At 45.1% G+C, this 22,596-nt stretch carries 25 protein-coding genes; 12 read left to right on the top strand and 13 right to left on the bottom strand.

What is annotated here, in order from left to right; all coding sequences use genetic code 11:
• Positions 1 to 106: 106 nt before the first annotated feature.
• Positions 107 to 1,123, top strand: coding sequence for an SAM-dependent methyltransferase (locus NTX76_04345; protein ID MCX7338492.1), 1,017 nt, complete (start codon positions 107 to 109; stop codon positions 1,121 to 1,123).
• Positions 1,124 to 1,227: 104 nt separating this feature from the next.
• The gene (locus NTX76_04340; GenBank protein ID MCX7338491.1) at positions 1,228 to 2,133 is read left to right on the top strand and encodes a TerC/Alx family metal homeostasis membrane protein; all 906 of its coding nucleotides are present in this window, start codon (positions 1,228 to 1,230) and stop codon (positions 2,131 to 2,133) included.
• Positions 2,134 to 2,285: 152 nt separating this feature from the next.
• On the opposite strand, the gene lpxI is transcribed toward NTX76_04340, so the two are convergent.
• The 4 genes from lpxI to NTX76_04320 all read right to left on the bottom strand — a co-directional run bounded on the left by lpxI (position 2,286) and on the right by NTX76_04320 (position 5,971).
• Positions 2,286 to 3,092, bottom strand: a complete 807-nt coding sequence (gene lpxI / locus NTX76_04335) for a UDP-2,3-diacylglucosamine diphosphatase LpxI (GenBank protein MCX7338490.1) — start codon at positions 3,090 to 3,092, stop codon at positions 2,286 to 2,288.
• Positions 3,093 to 3,094: 2 nt separating this feature from the next.
• Positions 3,095 to 4,174: a peptide chain release factor 1 gene (gene prfA, locus NTX76_04330; GenBank protein MCX7338489.1), complete on the bottom strand. Its 1,080-nt coding sequence runs from the start codon at positions 4,172 to 4,174 to the stop codon at positions 3,095 to 3,097.
• Positions 4,175 to 4,183: 9 nt separating this feature from the next.
• Complete coding sequence (hisS, locus tag NTX76_04325; protein MCX7338488.1) at positions 4,184 to 5,449, bottom strand: histidine--tRNA ligase; 1,266 nt, start codon at positions 5,447 to 5,449, stop codon at positions 4,184 to 4,186.
• An 84-nt stretch (positions 5,450 to 5,533) separates the two neighbouring features.
• Positions 5,534 to 5,971, bottom strand: a complete 438-nt coding sequence (locus tag NTX76_04320) for a hypothetical protein (protein ID MCX7338487.1) — start codon at positions 5,969 to 5,971, stop codon at positions 5,534 to 5,536.
• A gap of 154 nt (positions 5,972 to 6,125) precedes the next feature.
• Here NTX76_04320 and NTX76_04315 point away from each other — a divergent pair, with 154 nt between their 5' ends.
• Positions 6,126 to 6,815, top strand: coding sequence for an aquaporin (locus NTX76_04315; protein ID MCX7338486.1), 690 nt, complete (start codon positions 6,126 to 6,128; stop codon positions 6,813 to 6,815).
• Between the two features lie 23 nt (positions 6,816 to 6,838).
• On the opposite strand, the gene NTX76_04310 is transcribed toward NTX76_04315, so the two are convergent.
• On the bottom strand, positions 6,839 to 7,600 hold the full coding sequence (locus NTX76_04310) for an enoyl-CoA hydratase-related protein (GenBank protein MCX7338485.1): 762 nt from the start codon (positions 7,598 to 7,600) through the stop codon (positions 6,839 to 6,841).
• 133 nt (positions 7,601 to 7,733) lie between these two features.
• Positions 7,734 to 7,931, bottom strand: a complete 198-nt coding sequence (locus NTX76_04305; GenBank protein ID MCX7338484.1) for a hypothetical protein — start codon at positions 7,929 to 7,931, stop codon at positions 7,734 to 7,736.
• Between NTX76_04305 and tssK the strand changes: the two genes are divergently transcribed.
• Positions 7,924 to 9,267 carry a type VI secretion system baseplate subunit TssK gene (gene tssK / locus NTX76_04300; GenBank protein ID MCX7338483.1) on the top strand — a complete coding sequence of 448 codons (1,344 nt, stop codon included), beginning with the start codon at positions 7,924 to 7,926 and terminating at the stop codon, positions 9,265 to 9,267. The genes NTX76_04305 and tssK overlap by 8 nt on opposite strands.
• A 5-nt stretch (positions 9,268 to 9,272) precedes the next feature.
• Positions 9,273 to 10,082 (top strand): DotU family type IV/VI secretion system protein, encoded by an 810-nt coding sequence (locus tag NTX76_04295; protein ID MCX7338482.1) that lies wholly within the window; start codon positions 9,273 to 9,275, stop codon positions 10,080 to 10,082.
• Between the two features lie 12 nt (positions 10,083 to 10,094).
• On the opposite strand, the gene NTX76_04290 is transcribed toward NTX76_04295, so the two are convergent.
• Positions 10,095 to 11,300 (bottom strand): ATP-binding protein, encoded by a 1,206-nt coding sequence (locus NTX76_04290; GenBank protein MCX7338481.1) that lies wholly within the window; start codon positions 11,298 to 11,300, stop codon positions 10,095 to 10,097.
• A gap of 247 nt (positions 11,301 to 11,547) precedes the next feature.
• Positions 11,548 to 11,766, bottom strand: a complete 219-nt coding sequence (locus NTX76_04285; GenBank protein ID MCX7338480.1) for a ribbon-helix-helix domain-containing protein — start codon at positions 11,764 to 11,766, stop codon at positions 11,548 to 11,550.
• Positions 11,767 to 11,811: 45 nt separating this feature from the next.
• Between NTX76_04285 and NTX76_04280 the strand changes: the two genes are divergently transcribed.
• Positions 11,812 to 12,573, top strand: coding sequence for a uracil-DNA glycosylase (locus NTX76_04280; GenBank protein ID MCX7338479.1), 762 nt, complete (start codon positions 11,812 to 11,814; stop codon positions 12,571 to 12,573).
• On the top strand, positions 12,570 to 13,472 hold the full coding sequence (gene murB / locus NTX76_04275) for a UDP-N-acetylmuramate dehydrogenase (protein ID MCX7338478.1): 903 nt from the start codon (positions 12,570 to 12,572) through the stop codon (positions 13,470 to 13,472). The genes NTX76_04280 and murB overlap by 4 nt, the downstream gene beginning before the upstream one ends.
• A 135-nt stretch (positions 13,473 to 13,607) precedes the next feature.
• On the opposite strand, the gene dapF is transcribed toward murB, so the two are convergent.
• The 5 genes from dapF to truA form a co-directional block, all read right to left on the bottom strand.
• Positions 13,608 to 14,420 carry a diaminopimelate epimerase gene (gene dapF / locus NTX76_04270; protein ID MCX7338477.1) on the bottom strand — a complete coding sequence of 271 codons (813 nt, stop codon included), beginning with the start codon at positions 14,418 to 14,420 and terminating at the stop codon, positions 13,608 to 13,610.
• Complete coding sequence (locus tag NTX76_04265; protein ID MCX7338476.1) at positions 14,417 to 14,947, bottom strand: DUF177 domain-containing protein; 531 nt, start codon at positions 14,945 to 14,947, stop codon at positions 14,417 to 14,419. Before NTX76_04265 ends, dapF begins: the two co-directional genes overlap by 4 nt.
• Positions 14,948 to 15,174: 227 nt before the next feature.
• The gene (locus NTX76_04260) at positions 15,175 to 15,720 is read right to left on the bottom strand and encodes a cytochrome b (protein ID MCX7338475.1); all 546 of its coding nucleotides are present in this window, start codon (positions 15,718 to 15,720) and stop codon (positions 15,175 to 15,177) included.
• A gap of 37 nt (positions 15,721 to 15,757) precedes the next feature.
• Complete coding sequence (locus tag NTX76_04255) at positions 15,758 to 16,348, bottom strand: TlpA disulfide reductase family protein (protein MCX7338474.1); 591 nt, start codon at positions 16,346 to 16,348, stop codon at positions 15,758 to 15,760.
• Positions 16,345 to 17,133 (bottom strand): tRNA pseudouridine(38-40) synthase TruA, encoded by a 789-nt coding sequence (gene truA, locus NTX76_04250; GenBank protein ID MCX7338473.1) that lies wholly within the window; start codon positions 17,131 to 17,133, stop codon positions 16,345 to 16,347. Before truA ends, NTX76_04255 begins: the two co-directional genes overlap by 4 nt.
• Before the next feature lie 180 nt (positions 17,134 to 17,313).
• Here truA and tssB point away from each other — a divergent pair, with 180 nt between their 5' ends.
• From tssB to glgX, 5 genes are read left to right on the top strand one after another with little or no spacing between them, the layout of a single operon-like run.
• Positions 17,314 to 17,859 carry a type VI secretion system contractile sheath small subunit gene (gene tssB / locus NTX76_04245; protein ID MCX7338472.1) on the top strand — a complete coding sequence of 182 codons (546 nt, stop codon included), beginning with the start codon at positions 17,314 to 17,316 and terminating at the stop codon, positions 17,857 to 17,859.
• 30 nt (positions 17,860 to 17,889) lie between these two features.
• Entirely contained in the window at positions 17,890 to 19,353 is a 1,464-nt protein-coding gene (gene tssC, locus NTX76_04240) for a type VI secretion system contractile sheath large subunit (protein ID MCX7338471.1), read from the top strand.
• Between the two features lie 21 nt (positions 19,354 to 19,374).
• Positions 19,375 to 19,923: a hypothetical protein gene (locus NTX76_04235; protein MCX7338470.1), complete on the top strand. Its 549-nt coding sequence runs from the start codon at positions 19,375 to 19,377 to the stop codon at positions 19,921 to 19,923.
• Between the two features lie 9 nt (positions 19,924 to 19,932).
• The gene (gene tssE / locus NTX76_04230; GenBank protein ID MCX7338469.1) at positions 19,933 to 20,454 is read left to right on the top strand and encodes a type VI secretion system baseplate subunit TssE; all 522 of its coding nucleotides are present in this window, start codon (positions 19,933 to 19,935) and stop codon (positions 20,452 to 20,454) included.
• A complete protein-coding gene (gene glgX, locus NTX76_04225; protein ID MCX7338468.1) occupies positions 20,448 to 22,526 on the top strand; it encodes a glycogen debranching protein GlgX in 2,079 nt (692 codons plus the stop codon). Before tssE ends, glgX begins: the two co-directional genes overlap by 7 nt.
• Positions 22,527 to 22,596: the final 70 nt, after the last annotated feature.

Genomic DNA, 22,596 nt, shown 5'->3' with positions numbered 1-22,596 from the left:
TAATGTTGATATAATACAAACAATATTACATAAGCCACGCCATTTTGATGTTTTTAGCATATTTTATGCCCAAATTCAAGTTTAATCGAATTGGCGCGCACACGCGATGATTCTTGAAAGCCTTATCCGTCGGGAAATCCACGAACAGGGCCCAATGCCCGTCAGCAGATTTATGGAATTGGCCCTTTATCACCCGGAACATGGTTATTACAGCACACGGCCCGTATTGGGACATGATGGCGACTTTATCACAAGCCCCGAAATGACCCAGGTCTTTGGTGAATTGATCGCCCTTTGGTGCATCGATTTGTGGAAACAGCTAGGCGAACCTATTCCCGTTCAAGTGATCGAACTTGGGCCCGGACGCGGGACAATGATGATGGACATGCTGCGTGTGTTCAAGCAATTCCCGCAGTTTTATGGGGCGCTGACGGTTTCGTTGGTGGAGGCAAGTCCCCACTTAAAGGCACAACAACAGCAAGCTTTGGCGGACCATCCCCTGGTTAATTGGTTTACGATGCTTAGCAATGTTCCGAATGTGGGGACCCATTTTATTGTTGCGAACGAATTTTTCGATGCGTTGCCGATTCAGCAGTTTTGTTTATCAGATCAACACTGGGTGGAACGGCGAATTGGATTGGCAACTAGGAATCTTGTCTTTATGGGGTCAGATCCGATCCGGGAGAATTGCCCAGCCTATCAACCCATAATGACTGAAATCACCCAACGCCTTGCCCAAAATCAAGGGGGCGCCCTCATTATAGATTACGGAGATTACACAAAAGGGGATCGCTTTGGGGATACACTGCAAGCAGTGCACCAGAATCGTCGCGCAGAGGTGTTGACCTCTATCGGAAACAATGATCTGTCCCATCATGTTAATTTTGCCGCGCTTATCAAATTGATTGATCCGCCCCTGGTTCACCAATTTTCAACACAAGGGGAATTTTTACGGGGCTTGGGTTTGAAACAACGCACAGAATTTTTATGCCAACGCTCCGATCCAAAAACGGCTTATCAGTTGCGAACGGCGGCAGCCCGGCTAACCAGCCAAAGTCAGATGGGGAATTTATTTAAGGTCCTGAGTATCATTAATCCTGATCATCAGCTATCATTTAAATAAGGAATTGCTTTATCCTTTTTAAAAATAGAAAAATAAAAAGTCTGAGCAAGAATGCTTTATAATAGCAAGGCTTATCTTAAATTTGATTGATTGGAGAAAAATATATGACTTCTTTTTGGATTGGGTTCAATGTCATTATTTTATTACTTCTGGCTCTAGATCTTGGCATCTTTCGCAGGAAAAATCCTGCCCCCTCTCAAAAACAAGCTTTATTGTGGACTGGTATTTGGGTATGCCTTGCGGTATTATTTGGCTTTTGCATTTTTTGGTTTCAAGGATACGAACAAGGCCTGGCTTTTTTTACAAGTTACGTCATTGAAAAAACTCTCAGCCTCGATAATTTAATGGTTTTTTGTTTTATATTTTCGGCATTTAATGTGCCTCCTCATTATCAACATCATGTTCTGTGTTGGGGCATCATAGGGGCACTCATAATGCGCGGGGCCATGATATGGGGCGGCATTGTGCTTTTGCAGAAATTTCACTTTCTTATGTTTGTCTTTGGAGTGGTTCTTATTCTCTTTGGGATTAAAGCGTTTTTATCACCAAAAGAGGGGAATTGTATTGAAAAAACAAAAATGTGGAAATTAATTCACAAATATACATTTATGACGGACCATCTTCATGGTAAGCGTTTTTGGGCTTACGATAAAAAAACCAATAAAAGAAGGATGACACCGCTTTTTGCATCATTGCTCCTTGTGGAATTTTCCGATCTCATCTTTGCGGTTGATTCTATAGGGGCTATTTTGGCGATCACGCAAGACCCATTCATTGTTTATACATCTAATGTATTTGCTATTTTGGGCTTGCGATCGATGTATTTTTTCTTAGGGAACTCTATGGAAAAGATTCCCAACCTAAACAAAGGACTGGGCCTTGTATTGTGTTTTGTTGGATGCAAAATGGCCAACGTTATAGAGATTGGAATGCTATATTCTTTTATTATAATAGTTAGTATAATTCTATTGAGTATGTTCGCGCCCATAAAAGGCACGAAGACTATATAGTATTTTCCTGCAAAGTCAATAGACAACAGGATAGATTTCTGGATGGCCACGCCGGGCCTCGCCATGACGTCATGGCGAACGAACGAAGAGAGTGTGGCCATCCAGAAATCTATCTCTCTATTGATCACGTAGAAAAACACTATATAATGAAATTAATATTCAGAAATTCCCACAATAAAAACCCCTAAAGCATTTGCACACTCCACCACCGCCCCTTGATCGATAATTTGGGTGCTTGTGGCACTGATCGCGATTCCCCGAAGCCCAGCGGCTTGGATTGATTGAACAGTTTGCATCCCAATGGTTGGCAAATCTATGGACTGGTTTTGTTGAACTTTTGCCAGCTTCACCAACACACCGCCACCCCCAGCACGTTTCAGGATACCACACCGCTTGATCAGCTCGGCCGTCCCCTCGACCCCCTCGATACCCAGGACCAGTCCCTGCTGCACAATGACCGCCTGCCCCACATCCACCGGTGACAGGGCTGCCAAGACGTCAACCCCGCGTTGAATATCCAGCCTATCCGATTCGGTTGGCGACATATGCGTCAGAACCCCCGTTGGCGCCATCAGGTTTTGCAAAATGTCAGATGGTTTGACGATGGCGAACCCCTCCTTTTGCAAAAGATCCAAAATCCCCGTCAACAGATCATCATCCCCTTTAAATGCACGCCACCCAAGGGTTTTTAACCATTTTGCCCCCAGCCAATCCAACTGCATTTCTGACCAGGATGGGCGCCTAAAATGACCAGCGAATACGATTTTTTCGATCGCGTTATTTTTTAGGGCCTCGACAACTTTGCCGATTGCCCCAAGCGGAAAGGTGGCACCGTTATCGATACCAAGATCCGTCTGTCCCTCGAACCCAATCACAAACAGGGGGATACCTTGCTGACAACACGCCCGCATAATTTCTTTGGGCAGGTCACCCCCACCAGCAATTAGCGCCAGCCCCATTTTTATACGTCTTCCTCGGCCAATTTTGCCGCTTGATCTTCGGAAATCAGGGCATTGATCATCTCGTCCAGGGCTTCCCCCTCCATGCTCTGGGCAATCTTGTACAGCGTCAGATTGATCCGATGATCGCTGACACGCCCCTGGGGAAAGTTATAGGTTCGAATACGTTCTGACCGATCACCGCTTCCAACCTGATTTTTACGATTGGCGGCGCGTTCGGCATCCTGGCGCATGCGCTCTGCCTCGTAAATACGGGACCGCAAAATCTTCATCGCTTTGGCGCGGTTTTTATGTTGAGACCGCTCGTCCTGCTGACAAACAACCGTGCCTGTTGGGATATGGGTAATGCGGACTGCGCTATCCGTTGTGTTAACGTGCTGCCCGCCGGCACCCGATGCACGATACACATCGATCTGCAGATCTTTTTCTTCGATTACAACGTCAACTTCTTCGGCCTCTGGCAGGACAGCTACGGTTGCAGCCGATGTGTGAATACGACCGCTGGATTCCGTTTCGGGAACACGCTGGACGCGATGCACGCCGGATTCATATTTTAATCGCGCAAAGACCCCCTTGCCGGTTATTGATGCGCTGGCCTCACGAATGGCCCCGAGCCCCGTGTCCGCACAATTCAAAAGCTCGAACTTCCAGCCCTTGATTGCTGCATACCGTTGATACATCCGTAACAAACTGGCAGCAAACAAGCCCGCTTCTTCGCCACCCGTTCCGGCCCTAACTTCCAAAATGGCGCTTCGTTCATCGTCTACGTCTTTTGGCAGCAATCGAATGCGGATATTTTGTTCCATCTGAGGGATCCCATCCTTTAGCGATTCCCATTCCAAATGCGCCAATTCTTTCATTTCGGGATCAAGCGTCGCATCATTCATTAATGCCACGGCTTCTCGTAAATCTTGCTGTTGTTTGCGTAACGTCCGAATCGCATCCGCTATATCCGTTAGATCCGAATATTCCTTTGACAGGCGCGCAAAATCTGACGGATCCGCCATCGTGTGGACGGCCAATGCGGCACTGAGTTCGTTGTGATGCTCAAGAAGTCGGTCTAGTTTTCGGTCTAATGACATATGAAATACTCAGGATAATTGTTCAGCTTTTAAAAATTGCGTTAAATCACGCCGATCGACTGTCCGTTCCTTCATCTCGGGTGCCGTAGCCCCCCTTAGGTCGCGGACTTTAACCGTGTTGGATGCTACTTCGTCCGCCCCCAAAAGGATCGCGACCGTACAGCCATTTTTGTCGGCTTGTTTCAACCGTTTGCCAATATTGGCGCCAGAAAAAATGATTTCGACTGTGACGGAATTATGACGCAGATTTTGAGCCAGAACAAGAGAATGAGTGTAATCATCATCACCAACCGGAATCACGGCAACCTTAAATGGGGGCTTGTCCTCCTGTTGTGGCAATAACAGGGCCAACCGATCAATCCCCAATGCCCAACCAATACCGGGCATCGCGGGGCCACCCATTTGCTCCATCAATCCATCATATCGTCCACCAGCCAGAATCGCATCTTGGGCCCCAAGAGCCGTCGTTTTAAATTCAAACGCTGTGTGACAATAATAATCCAACCCCCTAACCAGATGGGGATCACGCGTAAATTCAATACCCACGGCGGCCAGCCCATCGCAAACAGTGACAAAGAAATCCCGCGACGTTGCATTCATATAGTCATCGAATTGTGGCGCGCCCTGGCAAATCTTTTGGTCATCTGGGTTTTTAGAATCCAAAATACGCAAAGGGTTACGATCCAGGCGAATCTTGCTATCCTCCGACAGGTCATCCCGGTACGGCGCGAAATAATCAACCAAAGCCTGACGATAAACAGATCGACTTTCCAAATCGCCCAACGTATTTACATACAGGGTGCAGCTGTGGATGCCAAGGAATTTCAAAATATGGTCCGCCAAAGCAATGCATTCAACATCGGCAAAGGGGTTCGATGCCCCCAAATACTCAACGCCCAGCTGATGAAATTGACGATAGCGCCCCTTTTGTGGGCGTTCGTATCGAAACATAGGGCCGGAATAAATCCGCTTTTGCGGTAATATTTGGGTCAAACCCTGGGTCATCATGGCACGCACAACAGGCGCAGTCCCCTCGGGCCTTAGGGTGACAGAATCCCCCCCGCGATCACTAAATGTATACATTTCCTTGCCAACGATATCGGATGTATCCCCCAGGGTTCTCTGGAAAACAGACGTGTATTCAAAAATCGGCGTTTCAATGGGTTTGTATCCATAAGTCGCCGCAATGGATTCCGCTGTTTTAATGATGTGCTTATGGTTTGCTAATTCCTGATCCAAAAGATCACGCGTGCCACGGACGGGCTGTAACACCATATAATTCCCTGTTCCTGTTTTTATCGGATCGTACAGCACATCCCGCACGAGTTCAAACGGAATCGAAGCTTTTGGTGGTTTGCGCTAAAAATCATCATCCTCAAAATCATCACAATGAGCGCACGTAATGAAATCCCAAAAATGAAATGGTTTTCTGGCGGGGGACAAGGGTGGCTGCGTTTGCGCAACAGGAGGATTCAAATCGATCGTCACAAAGGCTGTTGCCGGCTGACTGGATAGACTCAATGACCTGCGTCGCTCTGCCTCTTGGTCTTCTTTAATTGTGGGCAATGGTTTTCCCAACGGCACCAACTGACGAAAGCTTTTTGTTCGGTGATGGATTGGATTGCCGCCGGGGATAGTTTCCGCGCTTTTAGCATGATGATTATCAAGAACCAAAGGCACAGGGATACCCCTTGACTGCCTTGGAAAATGACTATATCTATGATCGCCTTCTTCGGAAGCCATAGCGACCCCAGTCAACACAGAAACAAAAAATAAAAACAGAACACTCATTTGCATAATCTAAAAATCACCACCTTGTACTTATTTGATATTGTTGGCAAAAAATCGTTAATTAATCGTAAAGAAAACTAATTTTTAAAATAAACGCTTTATTAACAAACGGGGCGTACTCTTGAGATATGAGATCATTTTAACATTAAAGGAAAACAGTATGTCAGATAAAGTTTCTACTAAATACATGGCAGAATTCATTGGAACCTGCATGTTGGTGTTTTTTGGTTGCGGGAGTGCTATACTTGCCGGACCCTATATCGGAATCATTGGTGTTGCATTTTCATTTGGATTGGCCCTGATGATTGTCATCTATACGTTGGGGCCAATATCTGGCGCCCACGTCAACCCAGCCGTAACGTTGTGTTTGTTTTTGGCGCGCAAATTTCCCGGTTCACAGGTTGTTGGATACATGGTTTCCCAATTGCTGGGGGCTGCACTTGCGGGGGCCATATTGTATTTCATTGCATCCGGAATGACTGGATTTGACATAACAAAGGGGTTTGCTTTAACGGGCCTTGGGGAACATTCACCGCATGGTTACAGCATTCGTGCTGGCTTTCTAACGGAAGTTTTAATGACAACAGTGTTGCTGTTTGCCGTTTTATCAACCGCAAAAGCCAAATTTGACCCCCGGCTTTCCGGCCTCATTATCAGTAACACATTAATTGTTATACATATTGTCAGCATCCCCATCACCAACACATCGGTCAATCTTGCCAGAAGCTTTGGTGTTGCCATTATCCATAAGGGGTGGGCTTTGCAACAATTGTGGCTATTTGCCGCCGCCCACCTGATTGCTGTGTTTTTGGCGATTGCCCTCAATAAGCTGACAACGACAGAGAAATAACGGATGGATTAAAATACTCAGCCCTATTTAGACGGATGGCGTTTGTGCAAAAAAGCATCAATGCCATCCTTGGCGGCATCCAGGGAAAAATCAATCTGGAAAAGCTTTCGCTCGAAATCCAATCCCTGTTGCAAGGGCATGTCTTCGCTGTTTTTAATGGCTTGCTTGATGTATTTAATGGTGGGCAAGGGGTGACAGACAATTTTTTGTGCGATTCCGATGGCCGTTGGTAACAGCGCGTCCCCCGCCACAACATAGTTAACCAAACCATAAGATAGCGCATCTTGGGCGCTGATTATTTTGCCCGTTAAGCAAAGTTCCATGCTTTTGGCTTTTCCAATAACGCGGGGCAGCCTTTGTGTTCCACCGCCCCCGGGAATAAGGCCCAGCATAATTTCCGGTTGCCCAAAGCAAGCCTTGTCTGATGCCACAATCATGTCGGCCATTAACGCCAATTCGCACCCTCCCCCGACGGCCGCCCCATTGATGGCAGCAATCACGGGTTTTTCACAGGCCGCCAAGCGTTGCCAGGGTTCGATAAAATCGTCCGCCAACAGCGAATCTGCGGTTTCGGATTGCAGTTCTTGCAGGTCGGCACCCGCACAAAATGCTTTTCCATCCCCGGTTAAAATGATGCATTTAATATCGGGATTTTTTTCTAACGAATCCAGGGACACATTCAAATCAACAATCAACTGCCTTGATAGAACATTTAAACGATCTGGCTGGCTCAACCGAACCAGGCCAATCGCGTGTTCGATAATTTCAATCGGTGCTAATGTCATATGATGCGCCTTGCTGTATAGGGGTTTCTGGGCTTTCCTTACGTTAAGTGTAATTCCAGAGCCATTTTTTGCGCAAGGGTTTTTGATGGACCCCTTGGGCCTTTTGCTCCTACGCAAAATTTTTAATCTAAAATTAACCTAAAAATTCTGGTATATTTAATTCAGATAATTTCCCGCCGAACAACCCTCCCGTCACCCCGTGGCTTGACCAAGGGGCCCATGTGGATCCCGCGATCAAGTCGCGGGATGACGTGTGAGGAAAATGATCGGGAAGGGGTATATATCCAAGATAAATGATGTTTTCGTCCAAGGATAAAGATTGTATGAGCATAAAAGAACTTCTTCCCATTACCCCACAAATCCAATGGCACGAAGGGATGATGCTGTCCCCGCAGCATTTTCAGCAATCTGACCTTAGGAATTACCAAATATTAACACATCAATTCAAACTGACATCCAATTGTCATTGGGGCATTAAGTCGGTCAAGTTTGACCCTATCGTCTTGCCCGATGGATTGGTCCGCATTTTAGATCTTGAGGCTGTTATGCCCGATGCGTTGATCATTCATTACTCAGCAAACATGACGGAAATCCCGCCACTGGAAATTGACCTTAGGCCCTATAAGCCCAGCACCCCAAACGAAGAACTGACCATCTATTTGGCCATGCCGGAACGATTGTCCGATTCCTCGCCGATTATTGGGGAATTCCCCCGTTTTCATTCCACAGAAGGATATGACGTTGATGATGAAAATACGATTGATAATCGTATCAAAATCCCCCGTTTGTTGCCGAAATTATCGTTGCACGTGGGTAATACCCCCCCATCGCGTTGTTGGGCGTTTCCGTTGCTAAAAGTTTCTTTTGTTGATGAATCCTTTGCAAAATCATCGTACACGCCCCCCTGTTTTTTCTTGGAAAAAAAAGATCCCCTGTGGCAGGCTTGCGGGGATATTGCGCAAAAGATTCGGGAAAAAGCCAGCTCGCTGTGTGAAAAATGGCAGAATCAAATTGGCACCCCCATGTTACAAGAAACATCAGCGTTGCTTCGCCCGTTGGTCATGGCATTGCCGGGATTTGAAATGATAGTGCACGGAACCGCTGTTCATCCCTATGTCATTTACCAAGAACTATGTGATGTTGTTGGGTATTTGGCGCCCCTTCGGTTGTCACAAATCCCGCCCGTTTTGCCCGTTTACCAGCACAATGATTTAAATGCCTGTTTTTATCCTGTGATTAACATCATCATGCAGTACCTAAACAGCATAGAGCTTTCGTTTGCAATCTTTCCCTTTTCCCAAAAAGAACGCCTGTTTTATGTGCGGCTTCATAAAAATTACATGACAGACAAACTGTATGTTGGGATTCGGGCACCAAAAGGCATGACCGAAAGTGAGTTAGCCGACTGGATGCGTGATGCTGTTATCGCATCCGATTTTGCCGTTGAAAAAGCACGAACGCAGCGCATCACGGGGGCAGCCCGCACGATGCTAGAGGGTGAAACCCTGTATGAGCTTATGCCCAGTCGCGGGATTATCATCTTTGAAATCAAGAATGATCCCGATTTTATTCAACCCGATCAAAATGTAAACATATTCAACCCAGCCGACAATCCAGATCGTCGCCCGTCGGAAATTGCCCTTTATGTTCGAAAGGGTGGGGAATAAATATCATGACCCAAAATACACATACAGCACATACAAGCCCGACTTTGCGAAACTTTCAATCTTTTTATTACGAAGTTCTGCGCCAAAAGGAAAAGGCTCTGCGCATGAGCGATCATGCCGTTTTCATGGAAACAGAGCGATCCACCATACCAGAGGTGTCCTTGGTGACTGAGATTCAAATCAAGCTCCGGCAGCTAATAGAAGGATCGGATACAAATCACCATGCCCCCCAAGGATCGGAAAAAGCCAATCTGACAAAAGATGCCCAATACATTATGGCTGCGTTGGCGGATGAAATTTTTTTGAATTTAAAATGGCCCGGAGTACAACAATGGGAAAATTCTCTGCTGGAGGCTCAAATTTTTCAAACACAAATTGCCGGTGAATTGTTTTTCAAGAAATTGGACACCCTGTTGGATGCGAACGATCCAAGGCAAAATGATTTGGCGACGTTATACATGATGGCCCTTAGCCTTGGGTTTAGGGGGAAATATCGCGACACCAATACGGGGGATACCACTGCAGGCGATCGAATAAAGGGATATCGTGCCCAGATTTATACAACCCTCAACCACCGACCAGCCACATTGTCCCATCCCGGCAAGCCCCACCTGATTGACCAATGTTATAACAACACAATTCTAAGCCCGCCCGGACGGGGATTGCCAGATGCCCGTGTATGGACGGTTTGCATATTGGGGCTTTTAACGGCGTATGTATTTGTTACCTATGTTGTGTGGTACAAGCTTGCGGCCGAAATGCACGAGGTTCTGGGGCTGATTTTTGAACAAACCCGCCAGGCCGGATCGATGTAGGGCAAACTGATTTCACAAACCAAACTCTGATTGTATCCAATAGTCTGGCGATCGTTGGAGAAATTCTTCGATGGGGATTCCTTGCCCGCCCACAAGGATTTTCTTGTTTGGAGAGAAGTTTTTAGAAAAAGCTTCTATACCCGGAAGACTCGTTCTTTTTTGGCTGCTTTTCACCTCAACAGGAACGACAATCTCTCCCTTTCTCATAACAAAATCGACTTCTTTATTTCCTTCGCGCCAGTAAGAAATTTCTATCTTTGTTCCTTTTGTTGTATTGATAAGATGGGCACCAACAGCACATTCTACAAGTCTCCCCCAGGTTTCTCTGTCGGCAACCGCCTCTTTAAAGGAAATAGCTCCTTGTGCTGTGATCAGGGCGGTATTCAGAGCTTGAAGTTTTGGGCTGGAAGCCTTCTGACGAACAGGCTCCATAGCAAACTTTTGCAGGCCAACAATTAAACCAGCACCCTCCAAAAGGTCTAGATAATGAGCCAGTGTTGTTGCATTCCCTGTATCCTGAAGTTGACCAAGCATTTTTTGATACGATAGAATTTGACCAGAATACCGACATCCAAGCTCGAAAAGGCGTCTTAACAATGCGGGCTTATGAACCCGCGTCATCAGCATAATGTCGCGTGAAATGCTTGTTTCTATCAAAGAGTTCACGATGTATTGCGACCATCTTTCCTCATCATCAATCAATGACGCTGCGCCAGGATATCCCCCAAAGTAAACATATTGATCAAGCGTCCATCCAAAAGCATCCTGGCATTCCCCAAAACTCCAATGGGAAATGGGTATCAGCTCAAAACGCCCAGCAAGACTTTCAGTTAAGCCTTTTTGAATAAGCAAATTAGAAGAGCCAAGAATCATGACTCTTAGAGGAATGCCCAAAGCAGCATCTTGGTCCCATAAACTTTTGACGATGTCTGACCAATGGGGAATTTTTTGAACCTCATCCAAGATCAAGAGGGCTCCCACCGCCGATGCGTGCTGAGCACGTAACCTTCCTATTTCCCATTGCTGTTCTATCCATGTTGTATCCCGCAATGTGGGTTCATCGGCAGACGCATACTGTGCGACAAAAGGAAGGGCGTCCTTTAATTGATGAGCCAAGGTTGTTTTCCCAACTTGGCGTGGACCAGCCAAAACCTGAATAAATCCCCTGGGTTCCAGCAGACGTTTTTTGATCTTGGTGTAAATGGGGCGCGTGTACATGTTTCCTCTTTCAGATTTTATATTGAACAAATTTGTTCAATATGTCAATCAAAAACAGGAAATCTGAGGGACCAAAAAACTCGTATTATACCATTTTCAATAACTCTTCATGAGTTCGGGGCAATTTCTGGATTGCTTTGTCGGGCTTCGCCCTCCGCGCAAAAACGTCGTTGCGAGGAGCGGAGCGACGAAGCAATCCAGGATTACCCAGGAAAAGGTAAGGTTTTTAGGGATTCTTATATCGCACTCAGGTTATATAGTGCTGCAAAATATAAACGCGGATGCGGCTGGACAAATTTGATGTTTTTTCGTTGGATTTTTCTGCCGTATGAACAAGGTCAATTTCTTTAATCAGGGCCGCGATAGACATGTTTTTCTGTTCGGCGATATCCTTTAGGGCTGCCCAAAATTCAGCCTCCAATGAAATGCTGGTGGCGTGCCCCGAAATAACAAGCGATCTTTTCATAAAACTCCTTTTATGACTTTGGGTGATTCATGTATACTGTCCTCCATGGAAAAAGAGGATTTCATCAATGTATTGCAGTGGTACCATGAAAATGGGGTGGATGTCGCAACATTTCCCACGCCACAGAATCGTTTTGCCAAAGCAGAAAAAAAACCCGAATCATCTCAAGCGGTGGTTCCGAAAATTATACCAAGGATATCGTCCTTAACCGATCATCCGGCACGATCTTGTCAGTCTTTAGAGGAGCTAAAAAGCGCCATGGCTGATTTTTCTGGTTGCGGCCTAAAAGAAACAGCGATGAATTTAGTGTTTTCCGATGGCAATCCACAGGCAAAGATTATGTTCGTGGGCGAGGCTCCAGGCGCAGATGAGGACAAGCAAGGCAAGCCATTTGTTGGGCAATGCGGGCAATTGTTAGATAAAATTTTTGCGTCCATTAATCTTGACCGCACCAAAATTTACATCAGCAATATTGTTCCGTGGCGCCCCCCGGGCAATCGCCCCCCAACAACGGGCGAAATCGCATTGTGCCAACCCTTTATTGAAAAACATATCGAGCTGATCAACCCAAAGATTTTGGTCCTGCTGGGCGGGGTCGCGGCAAAGACGTTGTTATCTGCCACAAAGGGTATTGCCCAACTGCGTGGGGAATGGCATACCTATCACCCGACACCGGACAGCCCCGGCATTAAAACGATCGCCACATTTCATCCGGCTTATCTTATGCGCTCTCCTGGGCAAAAGGCGTTGGTATGGCGTGATTTTTTGATGATAGAGGATGCGCTGAAAGAATTGGGGCCCTTATGATACGTGATCAATATTTATTGAATTATCCACTTGCTAAAGTGACATGGTTTCAGGTTGGTGGCCCTGCGGACTTTTTTTATAAACCGCAATCCGTGGATGATTTGTCGTGTTTTTTAAAAAACAAACCCGCTGATTTACCGGTTTTTTGTATAGGGGCAGGTTCCAATATCCTGGTTCGGGATGGTGGCATACGCGGTTTTGTCATTCGTTTGGGCGGTGCATTTTCTGCCATTGAGTTTGATGGAGACGTCGTTATCGCGGGGGCTGGATGCCTTGACCGCACGCTGGCGATGCAGTGTATGGAAAAATCCTTGGGGGGATTGGAATTCTTGGTAAGCATCCCCGGAACCATCGGTGGGGCAGTCGCCATGAATGCGGGGGCTTACGGTACAGAAATTAAGGATATTTTAGAATGGGCAGAAATTATGGATGAACAGGGGGCGATCCACAGAGTGTCTGCTGCAGAAATCCCGATGGGATATCGTCATGGAAATCTGCCCGATCGTTCCATTGTGATTCGGGCGGCCTTTCGTGGTGCAAGAAAACCGAAGGATGAAATCCTGCGACTTGTTAATGATTTTCTGCAAAAACGCGAGGAAACCCAACCCACGCGCGGTCGAACAGGCGGAAGCACATTCAAGAATCCTGGGGATCACAACGGCGGCCAGAAAAAAGCATGGGAATTGATTGATCAGGCAGGATGTCGTGGTTTGACCCTAGGGGGTGCCCAGATATCCGAAAAACACTGTAACTTTTTGCTGAACCTGGGGAATGCAACCGCTGCAGATATCGAAACCCTGGGGGAAACCGTCCGAAGTCGCGTTTTGGATGTGACGGGGGTTTCCTTGGAATGGGAAGTCATCAGATTGGGAAGCAATGCCATTTTCAAAAAAGATTAGTGAGTTTCCTGGATGGCCACGCCGTCTTCGTCGGCTCGCCATGACGACGTCATTGCGCGGAGGGCGCAGCTCAACAAAGCAATCCAGAAAGCGTCCCGAACTCATGAAGGTTTATTGAAAATGGCATAACAACGGCTAAGCGATCTGGATCCCGATTGTGCCCTTGAAAATACTGTTAGCCTCCCCACAAAGCTGGACGGCTCCACCGCCCCATTCTACACTAAGATTGCCGCCCGCCTGCATGACGGTCACAGGTTGTTGCCTTGTTACCAAATTGCAAAATGACGCGGCAATGACGGCTGCGCATGCGCCCGTACCACAGGCGGGAGTAAGACCGGATCCCCGTTCCCAGACGGTTAATTGGATAGTAAGCGTATCGATAATAGTGGCAAAACCGACGTTAACATTTTTTGGGAATTTTTTATCTAATTTGTGCAGATGGGTTTCTAGCAATGGCCCGAGTGTCTTTATATCCGGCTGCCCTGTGACAAAACAAACAAGGTGGGGATTGCCAATCTGCACAAAAACAGATGGCAATGCCGATAATTCGGGATAGCTGTCCAAAGAAACGGGCAGAACAATTTGGGGGGCTGGAAATTCAACCGAAATTAGGCCGCCGGCTTCTGCCTTGCAGAAAATGGTCCCCCCCAGAGTTTGCAAAGAAATCACTTTGGAACCTTCTTGTTCCATCAAAAGTTTTGCAACGCACCGCGTTCCATTGCCGCAGGATTCAGCCTCTGATCCGTCCGCGTTAAAAAAACGAATTTGGAACGTGTTCGGAATTTTTGTTGGTGCTGCATAAATGACTTGATCACATCCAACGCCGTAACGCCGGCCTGCCAGAAAAATGCTAAGACTTTGTAAATCACACTCTTTTTCTAATTGATCCAGGGGCAGAATGACAAAGTCATTACCCAAGGCACAGGCCTTTGTAAAGCGAAGCGTCATGACGATTTTAATGTCTCCAAGACAGCAAATGGATTTTTCTTGGTTTGCGTTGGAGCATTTTCGACACTTGACTTACTAAGTTCTGATGAGGTTTTCTGTGGAAATGGGTTCAGATTAAGGGACAGGTATTGGGCGGTGACTTCGCCCAGGTCAATTTCCCCCTCGGCACTGTATTCGTAATCTTCGTCATGTTCCGGATCAAAGGGGTTAAGCGTTTCATGCTTTTGATCCACAACCAAAATAGAAAATTTGATATCAATTTTTTCAGGAACATCGACCAAGGTTCGAATACAGCTTTGGACAACCTTCGCAGACAGGCTGCCCAACACCATGTATCCTTTGCGACTGTTGGAAGATGGGCTGATTGTGTAACTTGCGCTGAGGGTGTGAATTGCAACAAGGCCAAATCGTTGGGCCAGGGCCTCACGCTCCCCTTCTGTTGTTTTGATGGAATAAGGTTTATCGGACCGACTAATTCGATCTAGATTGATCAGCCTTCTTAGTTCAACGGTTATCTCTTCGGTCATTTATTGGGTTCCTTTTGCGGTTGCCATTGCATCCATTGTTGTCGCTTTTTGCAGTCACAGCGTTCAAATTCCAACTTATACTACTTTCAACAAATCTTCATGGGTTTTAGCATATTCTTTGGATTGCTCATTGGGTTTCACCCTCATCACAAAGACGTCTTTGCGAGCCCCTAAAAGCGAAGCGAAAGGGCGAAGCAATCCAGCAAAGAAATTCACATGTTCGTGCGTTATTTTTTTTCCGGTAACATTCGCAAAAGAACCGAATCTTTTAGAATAAAATGATGATAAAAAGCAGCAGCGACATGTGTTACCAATATCACAACAAAACAAGAAGCCGTAATTTCATGGATTTCCTTGGCAAGATGAGAAAGAACATCATTCTTGGCAAGAATCATGGGAACGTTCGCTATGCCAAAGAATTGAATAGGATACCCACCAGCTTCGGACATAACAAATCCGCTAATAATCATGGTAAACATCAATCCATACAGAACATAGACGCTGGCCTTAGCTAGTATTTTGAGCAAACCTTTTCCTTGTACCTCTGGGACAATGTTTATCCATCGCCAAACCAACCGGGCTGTGATAACAAATGCCAATACGAGTCCAAAAGATTTATGGAGCGTATAAATTTGCCATTTAGCCGGAGAGACAGGCATATCAGCCATCGAAAAACCAACGACCAGCATTCCAATGATTGAAACAGAAACAAACCAATGAAAAAACTGAGCGACGTAACCAAACCGCTGGGATGTGTTTTTATAATTTGCCATTGTAATAATCCTTTATTAATAACCCATGTATAAAAGCCTACAGCATTTGTGCTAACAAAAGATTAACAACAGCCTTGCTTTTCCAATTAATTGCATCCGCTATTCGGCCAACCTCTTTTCCATTTTTGTCGATAAATATCGTTGTCGGAGTGGACTCAATCTTCATTGCGCGCGCAAGCTTTCCTTTCTCGTCAATCACAGTCGTCAGATTCTTAATGGAATGTTTTTCATAAAATGCGCTTACCTTTTGGTACAATGATCCATCGAATACGACTGAAAGATCGATGACTTTTTTGCCCTTTGCAAAATTATCATACTCAGGAAGTTCTGAAACACATGGGGGGCACCATGGCGCCCAAAAATGCAGAATGACGGGTTTCCCCTTGAAATCTGACAGTTTTTTGGATTGACGATCAGATTCCCCGCGTGCATTTGGGGGATATAGGTTAAATTCAAAAGTCGGGACCCCCTCGGTCGGCAATGCCGGAATATAATTAATATCCAACAATGTGATCATTTCTTCCATTTCATTGTCTTGAAAAGAATGGATGATAACGGACAGGGTCTGATACAAAATGGTCATTACGATGGCGATAATGACCCCCAGCCAAAAACTTTTTATCTTCATACATGAATTCCTTCTTGGGTTATGTCTATATTGGATCCTGTCTTGTATCCGACGTCAACCAAATATAAACCATGAGGAGGTGCCGTTGGACCAGCCAGAGTCCGATCTCCCGTTTCAAGAATTGTTTTTAGATCGCTTGGTGTCAGCTTCCCCCGGCCAACAAGTTTTAGCGTTCCCATCATAATCCTGACCTGATTATGAAGAAAGGAGCGTGCCTCAATAATGGCCTTAATTTTTTGGCCATCTTCCGCTGTCTCAATATCAAAACGCGTCACTGTTTTGTGTGGGGTTTTGCTTTGACAGGCGGAGGCTCGAAACGCGCTAAAATCATGATGCCCAACAAAAATCTGCGCGGCCTCTCTCATGAGGGCAACATCCAAAGGAAGCATCACATGCCATGCCCGATCGTGATCTAATGCTAATGGGGCCTGCCTGTTTGCTATGCAATAATTGTATGTTCTGTTGATTGCTGAAAAACGGGCATGAAAAAAGAGGGGCACCTCCTTAACATCCACAATAACAACGCCGCTATTCCTTAGGTAATGATTCATCCCCTGAAGCAACCGACAGCAGTCATAAAATTTCAAAAGATCAAAATGCCCAACCTGGCCCGTTGCATGGACCCCTGCGTCCGTTCGGCCGGCCCCCTCCACCAAGGTTTCGTGCTTCACCATTTTACAAAGCGCATCCTCAATACTGGCCTGGACGGTTTTAACACCATCCTGTCGTTGCCAACCATGAAACCGGCACCCATCATATTCTATCAAGATTTTATATCGAAATATTTTCATTTTTTCTGCTTAGAATCCCTCTTTTTCATCATAAAAAAATAAATAGCTCCAAAAAATTAACCTAATTTTAAGAATATCGGCCGTATTGTTTAACTAAGACAACAAAGATCTTCGCTTTTATTATAAACAAAAAGCAAGGCCTCCCTTGGGGGTATATTGAAAGGAATACGTATTATGGCTGAAAGCACACAACATAAACTCGATCGGGTTCGTCCTCCTCGTGTTCAGATCACCTATGATGTAGAAACGGGCAATGCCGTCGAAATGAAGGAATTGCCGTTCGTTGTTGGCATTATGTCTTCTCTGTCTGGAATGCCGAAAGACGCACTCCCCAAGGTGAAGGACCGCAAATTTGTTGAAATTGATCGGGATAATTTTAATGGAATTATGTCTGCGATCAAGCCACGGCTAGCATTGCGGGTTCCGAACAAGCTCACCAACGATGGGAATCAGCTTAGTGCCGAACTTTATTTTCAAGAAATGGATGACTTTACCCCGATTAATGTCGTTAAACAAATCCCTGCTCTTGCAAAACTATACGAAGCGCGGTCTTTACTCAAGGATTTACTGACCAAGCTTGATGGAAACGATACTTTGGATGGCTTATTGCAGGAAGTCATTACCAATACCGAAAAAAGAGAAGCGCTTCAAAAAGAGCTAGAGGGTTTGGCAACTAAGCCTGCTGCAACTCCAGAAGTCGCCGATCAGCCATCTGTTTAACAAAAAATAAATTAAAAGGGAGACCCCATTATGGCAGATGCAACCGCAACCAAAGCTGAGCCAGTATTTAACCTTGATACCATTATGGTGCAAGGCAAACTCGCACGCGACGATAGTCAAAAATCTTTTGCGCAGGATCTTGTGCAGGAATTTGTTAACCAACTTTTGGAACAAGGGAACACAGTCAGCAATGATGTGGTGGCCTTCCTCAATCAACGAATCCAACAAATCGATGAACTTATCGGCGCTCAGCTCAATGAACTGATGCATGATCCAGCCTTTCAAAAACTAGAGGCTGCGTGGCGTGGTCTGCACTATTTGGTCATGAACACTGAAACAAGCACGCATTTGAAATTACGCTTGCTGAACATCACCAAGCAAGAGCTTCTTCAAGACCTAGAAAAAGCTGTTGAGTTTGATCAAAGTCAGCTTTTTAAGAAAATTTACGAAGAAGAATACGGAACCTTTGGTGGTCATCCTTATTCCTGCTTGGTTGGGGACTATGAATTTGGTCGCCATCCCCAGGATTTAGAGCTTTTAGAGAAATTATCAAATGTGGCCGCCGCCGCCCATGCGCCCTTTATTGCTGGATCCGATGCCAAATTGTTCGATCTAGATACGTTTGAACATCTTGGCGTTCCCCGTGATCTTTCAAAAGTTTTTGAGAGCCTAGAATTGGTAAAATGGAATGCGTTCAGGGAAAGCGAAGATTCACGGTATGTAGCTTTAGTCTTGCCACATGTTTTGATGCGCCTTCCTTATGGGGCAAATACGTTGCCAGCAGAAGGATTGAGCTTTGAGGAAGATGTGGTTGGATCCGATAGCACACATTTCTGTTGGGGGAATGCATCCTATGTTCTGGCACAGCGTATTACAAATGCGTTTTCACAGTTTGGTTGGACTGCTGCAATTCGTGGTGTTGAGGGCGGCGGTATCGTTCAAGGATTGCCGGCCTACACTTTCAAAACAACCGATGGGGATGTTGCCCTTAAGTGTCCAACAGAAACGGCCATCACGGATCGTCGCGAAAAAGAACTGAGTGACCTTGGGTTTATTTCTCTTTGTCATTGCAAGGGAACCGATTATGCGGCGTTCTTTGGTGGGCAAACAGCACAAAAACCAAAGGTGTATAGCCTGGATGATGCCAATGCGAATTCGTCATTATCCGCACGCTTACCCTATGTATTGGCGGCCTCGCGGTTTGCCCATTACATCAAGGTGATTATGCGCGATAAGATCGGAAGCTTTCTGACAAAAGATAATATCGAACATCATTTAAACAGCTGGATTGCCAATTATATTTTGCTGAATGATGATGCCCCGCAAAGCGTTAAAGCGCGTTATCCGTTACGGGAAGCCCGCATCGATGTGTTCGAAGTTCCGGGAAAACCGGGAACCTATCGGGCTGTTGTTTATCTGCGTCCACATTTTCAAATGGAAGAGCTTACCGCATCGATTCGTTTAGTGGCCACATTACCACCGCCAGCGAAGTAGAACTAATAAAGGAGGAAGAAAATGCTATCACAAACTACATATACGGAACTGGCTGGAAACAAAGGATTTAAGCTTCCAACCATTGCGCCCACGACAAATGATACAAGCATCAAATCGCCAGAATGGATGGTTAAAATTGATGGCTTGATGAGTTCTAGTGTTGTTGATTATACCGATCATTGTGAATTATTGGGATGGTTTGGCGCATCGAGTCGACAGTCTTTTGGGGATATTTCTCCGGGCTCTGCAACGATTAAACATTCAGACCTGATTCTAAAGGTCCCAAATGGGGGCTATGGCGCGACCCTGGAGACAAATATGTACAAGGGAATCCCCCTGGATCTTGTTCAGATTGTCAGGCTTGGAAACATACAAAGCATGAAAGTAAAGTTACAGGTGATTGACTTTAAAAAATGTTTTGTTCAGCTACATCAACAAGAACTTGGTGCCCTTGTTTTGTATCTTAGGATTACCGTCAAAACCAATACAATTTTTGTCTATGACGTTGATGGTAATAATAAGGGCCAGATTGTCAGTGAAATGAATTATGCGGAAATGACCGCCCAGTAAGGGATAAAGATGAGCGTTATTCAACAGGTCCAAAGTCAACCGAAAAACAGATATGGGATTAAATCACCCTTATTTGATCGACTTGTTGACGAGGACCCAGGGCAGGAATGGGAAAATACGAACAGCTTCTTTTTAGAAGGAGAGGCTGTCGTTCAGTCCGTCATGGCTGAGGTCTCAAAAATACTCAATACACGCTTTGTGGAAAAACGCAAAACTTATACGACAAAGGAGGATGGCATCTTAAGTTTCGGATTGCCGTCCCTTTTTGGTTTGATTGATTTTTCATCCCTTGATGCGGCAAATAGTCATAAAAGAAAAAAAATTGCAAAGATCTGCGAGAAAACTATACGAACCTTTGAGCCCAGAATAACATCTGTCGATGTTCAGGTGGCAAACTACAGTCAAAACAGGCAATCTTTGTCCATTGTTGTCAGAGGTGCCATCAAAACAAAGGCCAGCAAAAGCAAAATCAGCTTTCCTGTTGTTATAGATTGCAAGGAATCTCCCATTAAGGTTGGCCATAAATGTTAGCCGATAAAAACATATCTCTTGGTTCCCACTTTGATGGCTATGGGACCCATTTTTCTATTTTTTCAGCCAATGCAGAACACATAGAAGTTTGTTTGTTTTCAGAAGATGGTCTGTCTGAAACAAAAAGAATCTCACTAAAAAATAATGAAGATAATATCTGGCATGTTTATATCGATGCCATCGGACCAGGGACATTATATGGATACCGGGTTCACGGTTCTTTTTTGCCAGAAAAGGGACTGTGGTTTAATCCCAATAAATTATTGATTGATCCCTATGCCCGTCTTTTATCGGGTCCAATTTATGTCCATGAATCCCATTTTTGCAATACAGATTCATGGTCGCTTGACAGTGCCCCGTTTACACCAAAATGCATTGTCGTTGATGAAAAAAATTCCGACGAGGATTCGGCGTGTGTGAATGTCCCTTGGTCGAAAACGGTGATTTATGAAATTCATGTAAAGGGAATAACACAGACTCATCCAGGTATCCCCGTATCGTGGAGAGGTAAATTCAATGCTTTGGTTTCTGACGAAATGATTAACCATTTCAAGGCGCTTGGCGTTACAACGCTGGAACTTTTGCCCATCCAGTCGTTTTCCCATGATAAACATTTGACTGACAAGGGGTTAAGTAATTACTGGGGATACAATCCCATCAATTTCTTTGCGCCGCATTCGGATTATTTAGTCAACAATGACCTGGGTGAAATGAAAAAAATTATCCAGAAACTCCATCAAGAGGGTTTCGAGATCATTTTGGATGTTGTTTTTAATCATACAGGCGAAGGAAATCAACAGGGACCGATGCTATGTTACCGTGGAATCGATAATCTTTCTTACTATCATTTAAGCGATTCCAAGGCTGATTATGTTGACTATACGGGATGTGGAAATTCATTAAACCTGACCAACCCCTGTGTTCTTCAATTGGTCATGGATTCTTTGCGATATTGGTTTCTACATGTCGGTGTGGATGGATTTCGTTTTGATTTGGGCGTTGAATTGTTTCGATCACACAACGGTTACGAATCGGTTGGACACCTTTATTATTGCATCATGCAAGACCCCGCTTTACAGCAAGCAAAGTTGATCGCGGAACCATGGGATACGGGGCACGATGGTTACAAACTTGGTAAATTTCCGCAAGGTTGGTCCGAGTGGAATGACTATTTCAGGGATACAGTCCGTCGTTTTTGGAGGGGCGAAGAAAGTTTAACGAACGACTTAGCGACAGTTATACTTGGATCTGCGCCCATTTTTGACAAAGACAAAAGAAAACCATCGGCAAGTATTAATTTTGTCACTGCCCATGATGGATTTACCCTTGAAGATCTTGTTTCCTATACGTTCAAATATAATAGGGAAAATCTCGAGAATAACGGCGATGGATCTGATAGTAATTTTAGCTTTAATCATGGCTTTGAGGGAAAAACGGATAATCCCCGCATTTTGGCGGAGCGCATCAAAACAAAGAAAAATATTTTGGCAACATTATTGCTATCTCGTGGTGTGCCGATGATTTTGTCGGGCGATGAGCTTCATAATAGCCAAGGCGGAAACAATAATACCTACTGCCAGGATAATAAAATAGGCTGGGTCAATTGGGATAGCGGGGATACGGAATGGTGCCTCCCCCTGATTACCCAGCTTCATAAAATCAGAGAACAAATATATCGCACAGATTCATTCCTTCAGGGCGCCATCATCAACAAAGAAAGCAAGCTAAAAGATATTTCTTGGTACACAAAAAATGGAATTGAAAAAACCCACGATGATTGGGGCGAGCAAGAAGGACTGTTGTGCTTTATGTTGGCTTGCGGGGTCAAAAATTCCAACAAGGGGACCGATCTATTTTTCTTTATAATCAATGGTTCTTTTAGGAACCAAGATGTCATTTTTCCGCGTTGTTCGTCTGTTGCCTTGGAAAATTCTACTGGCTGGGAAAAAATTTTAGACACCTCGATAAATCCCGATTGTTCGATTGATTGTTTGTCGGGTAAGCCTATTTCTGTGGAATCGCGTTCTTTTTCCATCTTTCATAAAAACATTCCCATTTCCAATGTAGTATAAAAAAATTAGGAAAATACAGGGATTGATTTAACAAAAATTGTAATGGATACTAGTTACAAGGGATAAGAAA

This window comes from Alphaproteobacteria bacterium (assembly GCA_026400645.1).
Lineage (GTDB): Bacteria > Pseudomonadota > Alphaproteobacteria > Paracaedibacterales > CAIULA01 > JAPLOP01.
This window is presented reverse-complemented; position numbering and strand designations above follow the sequence as displayed.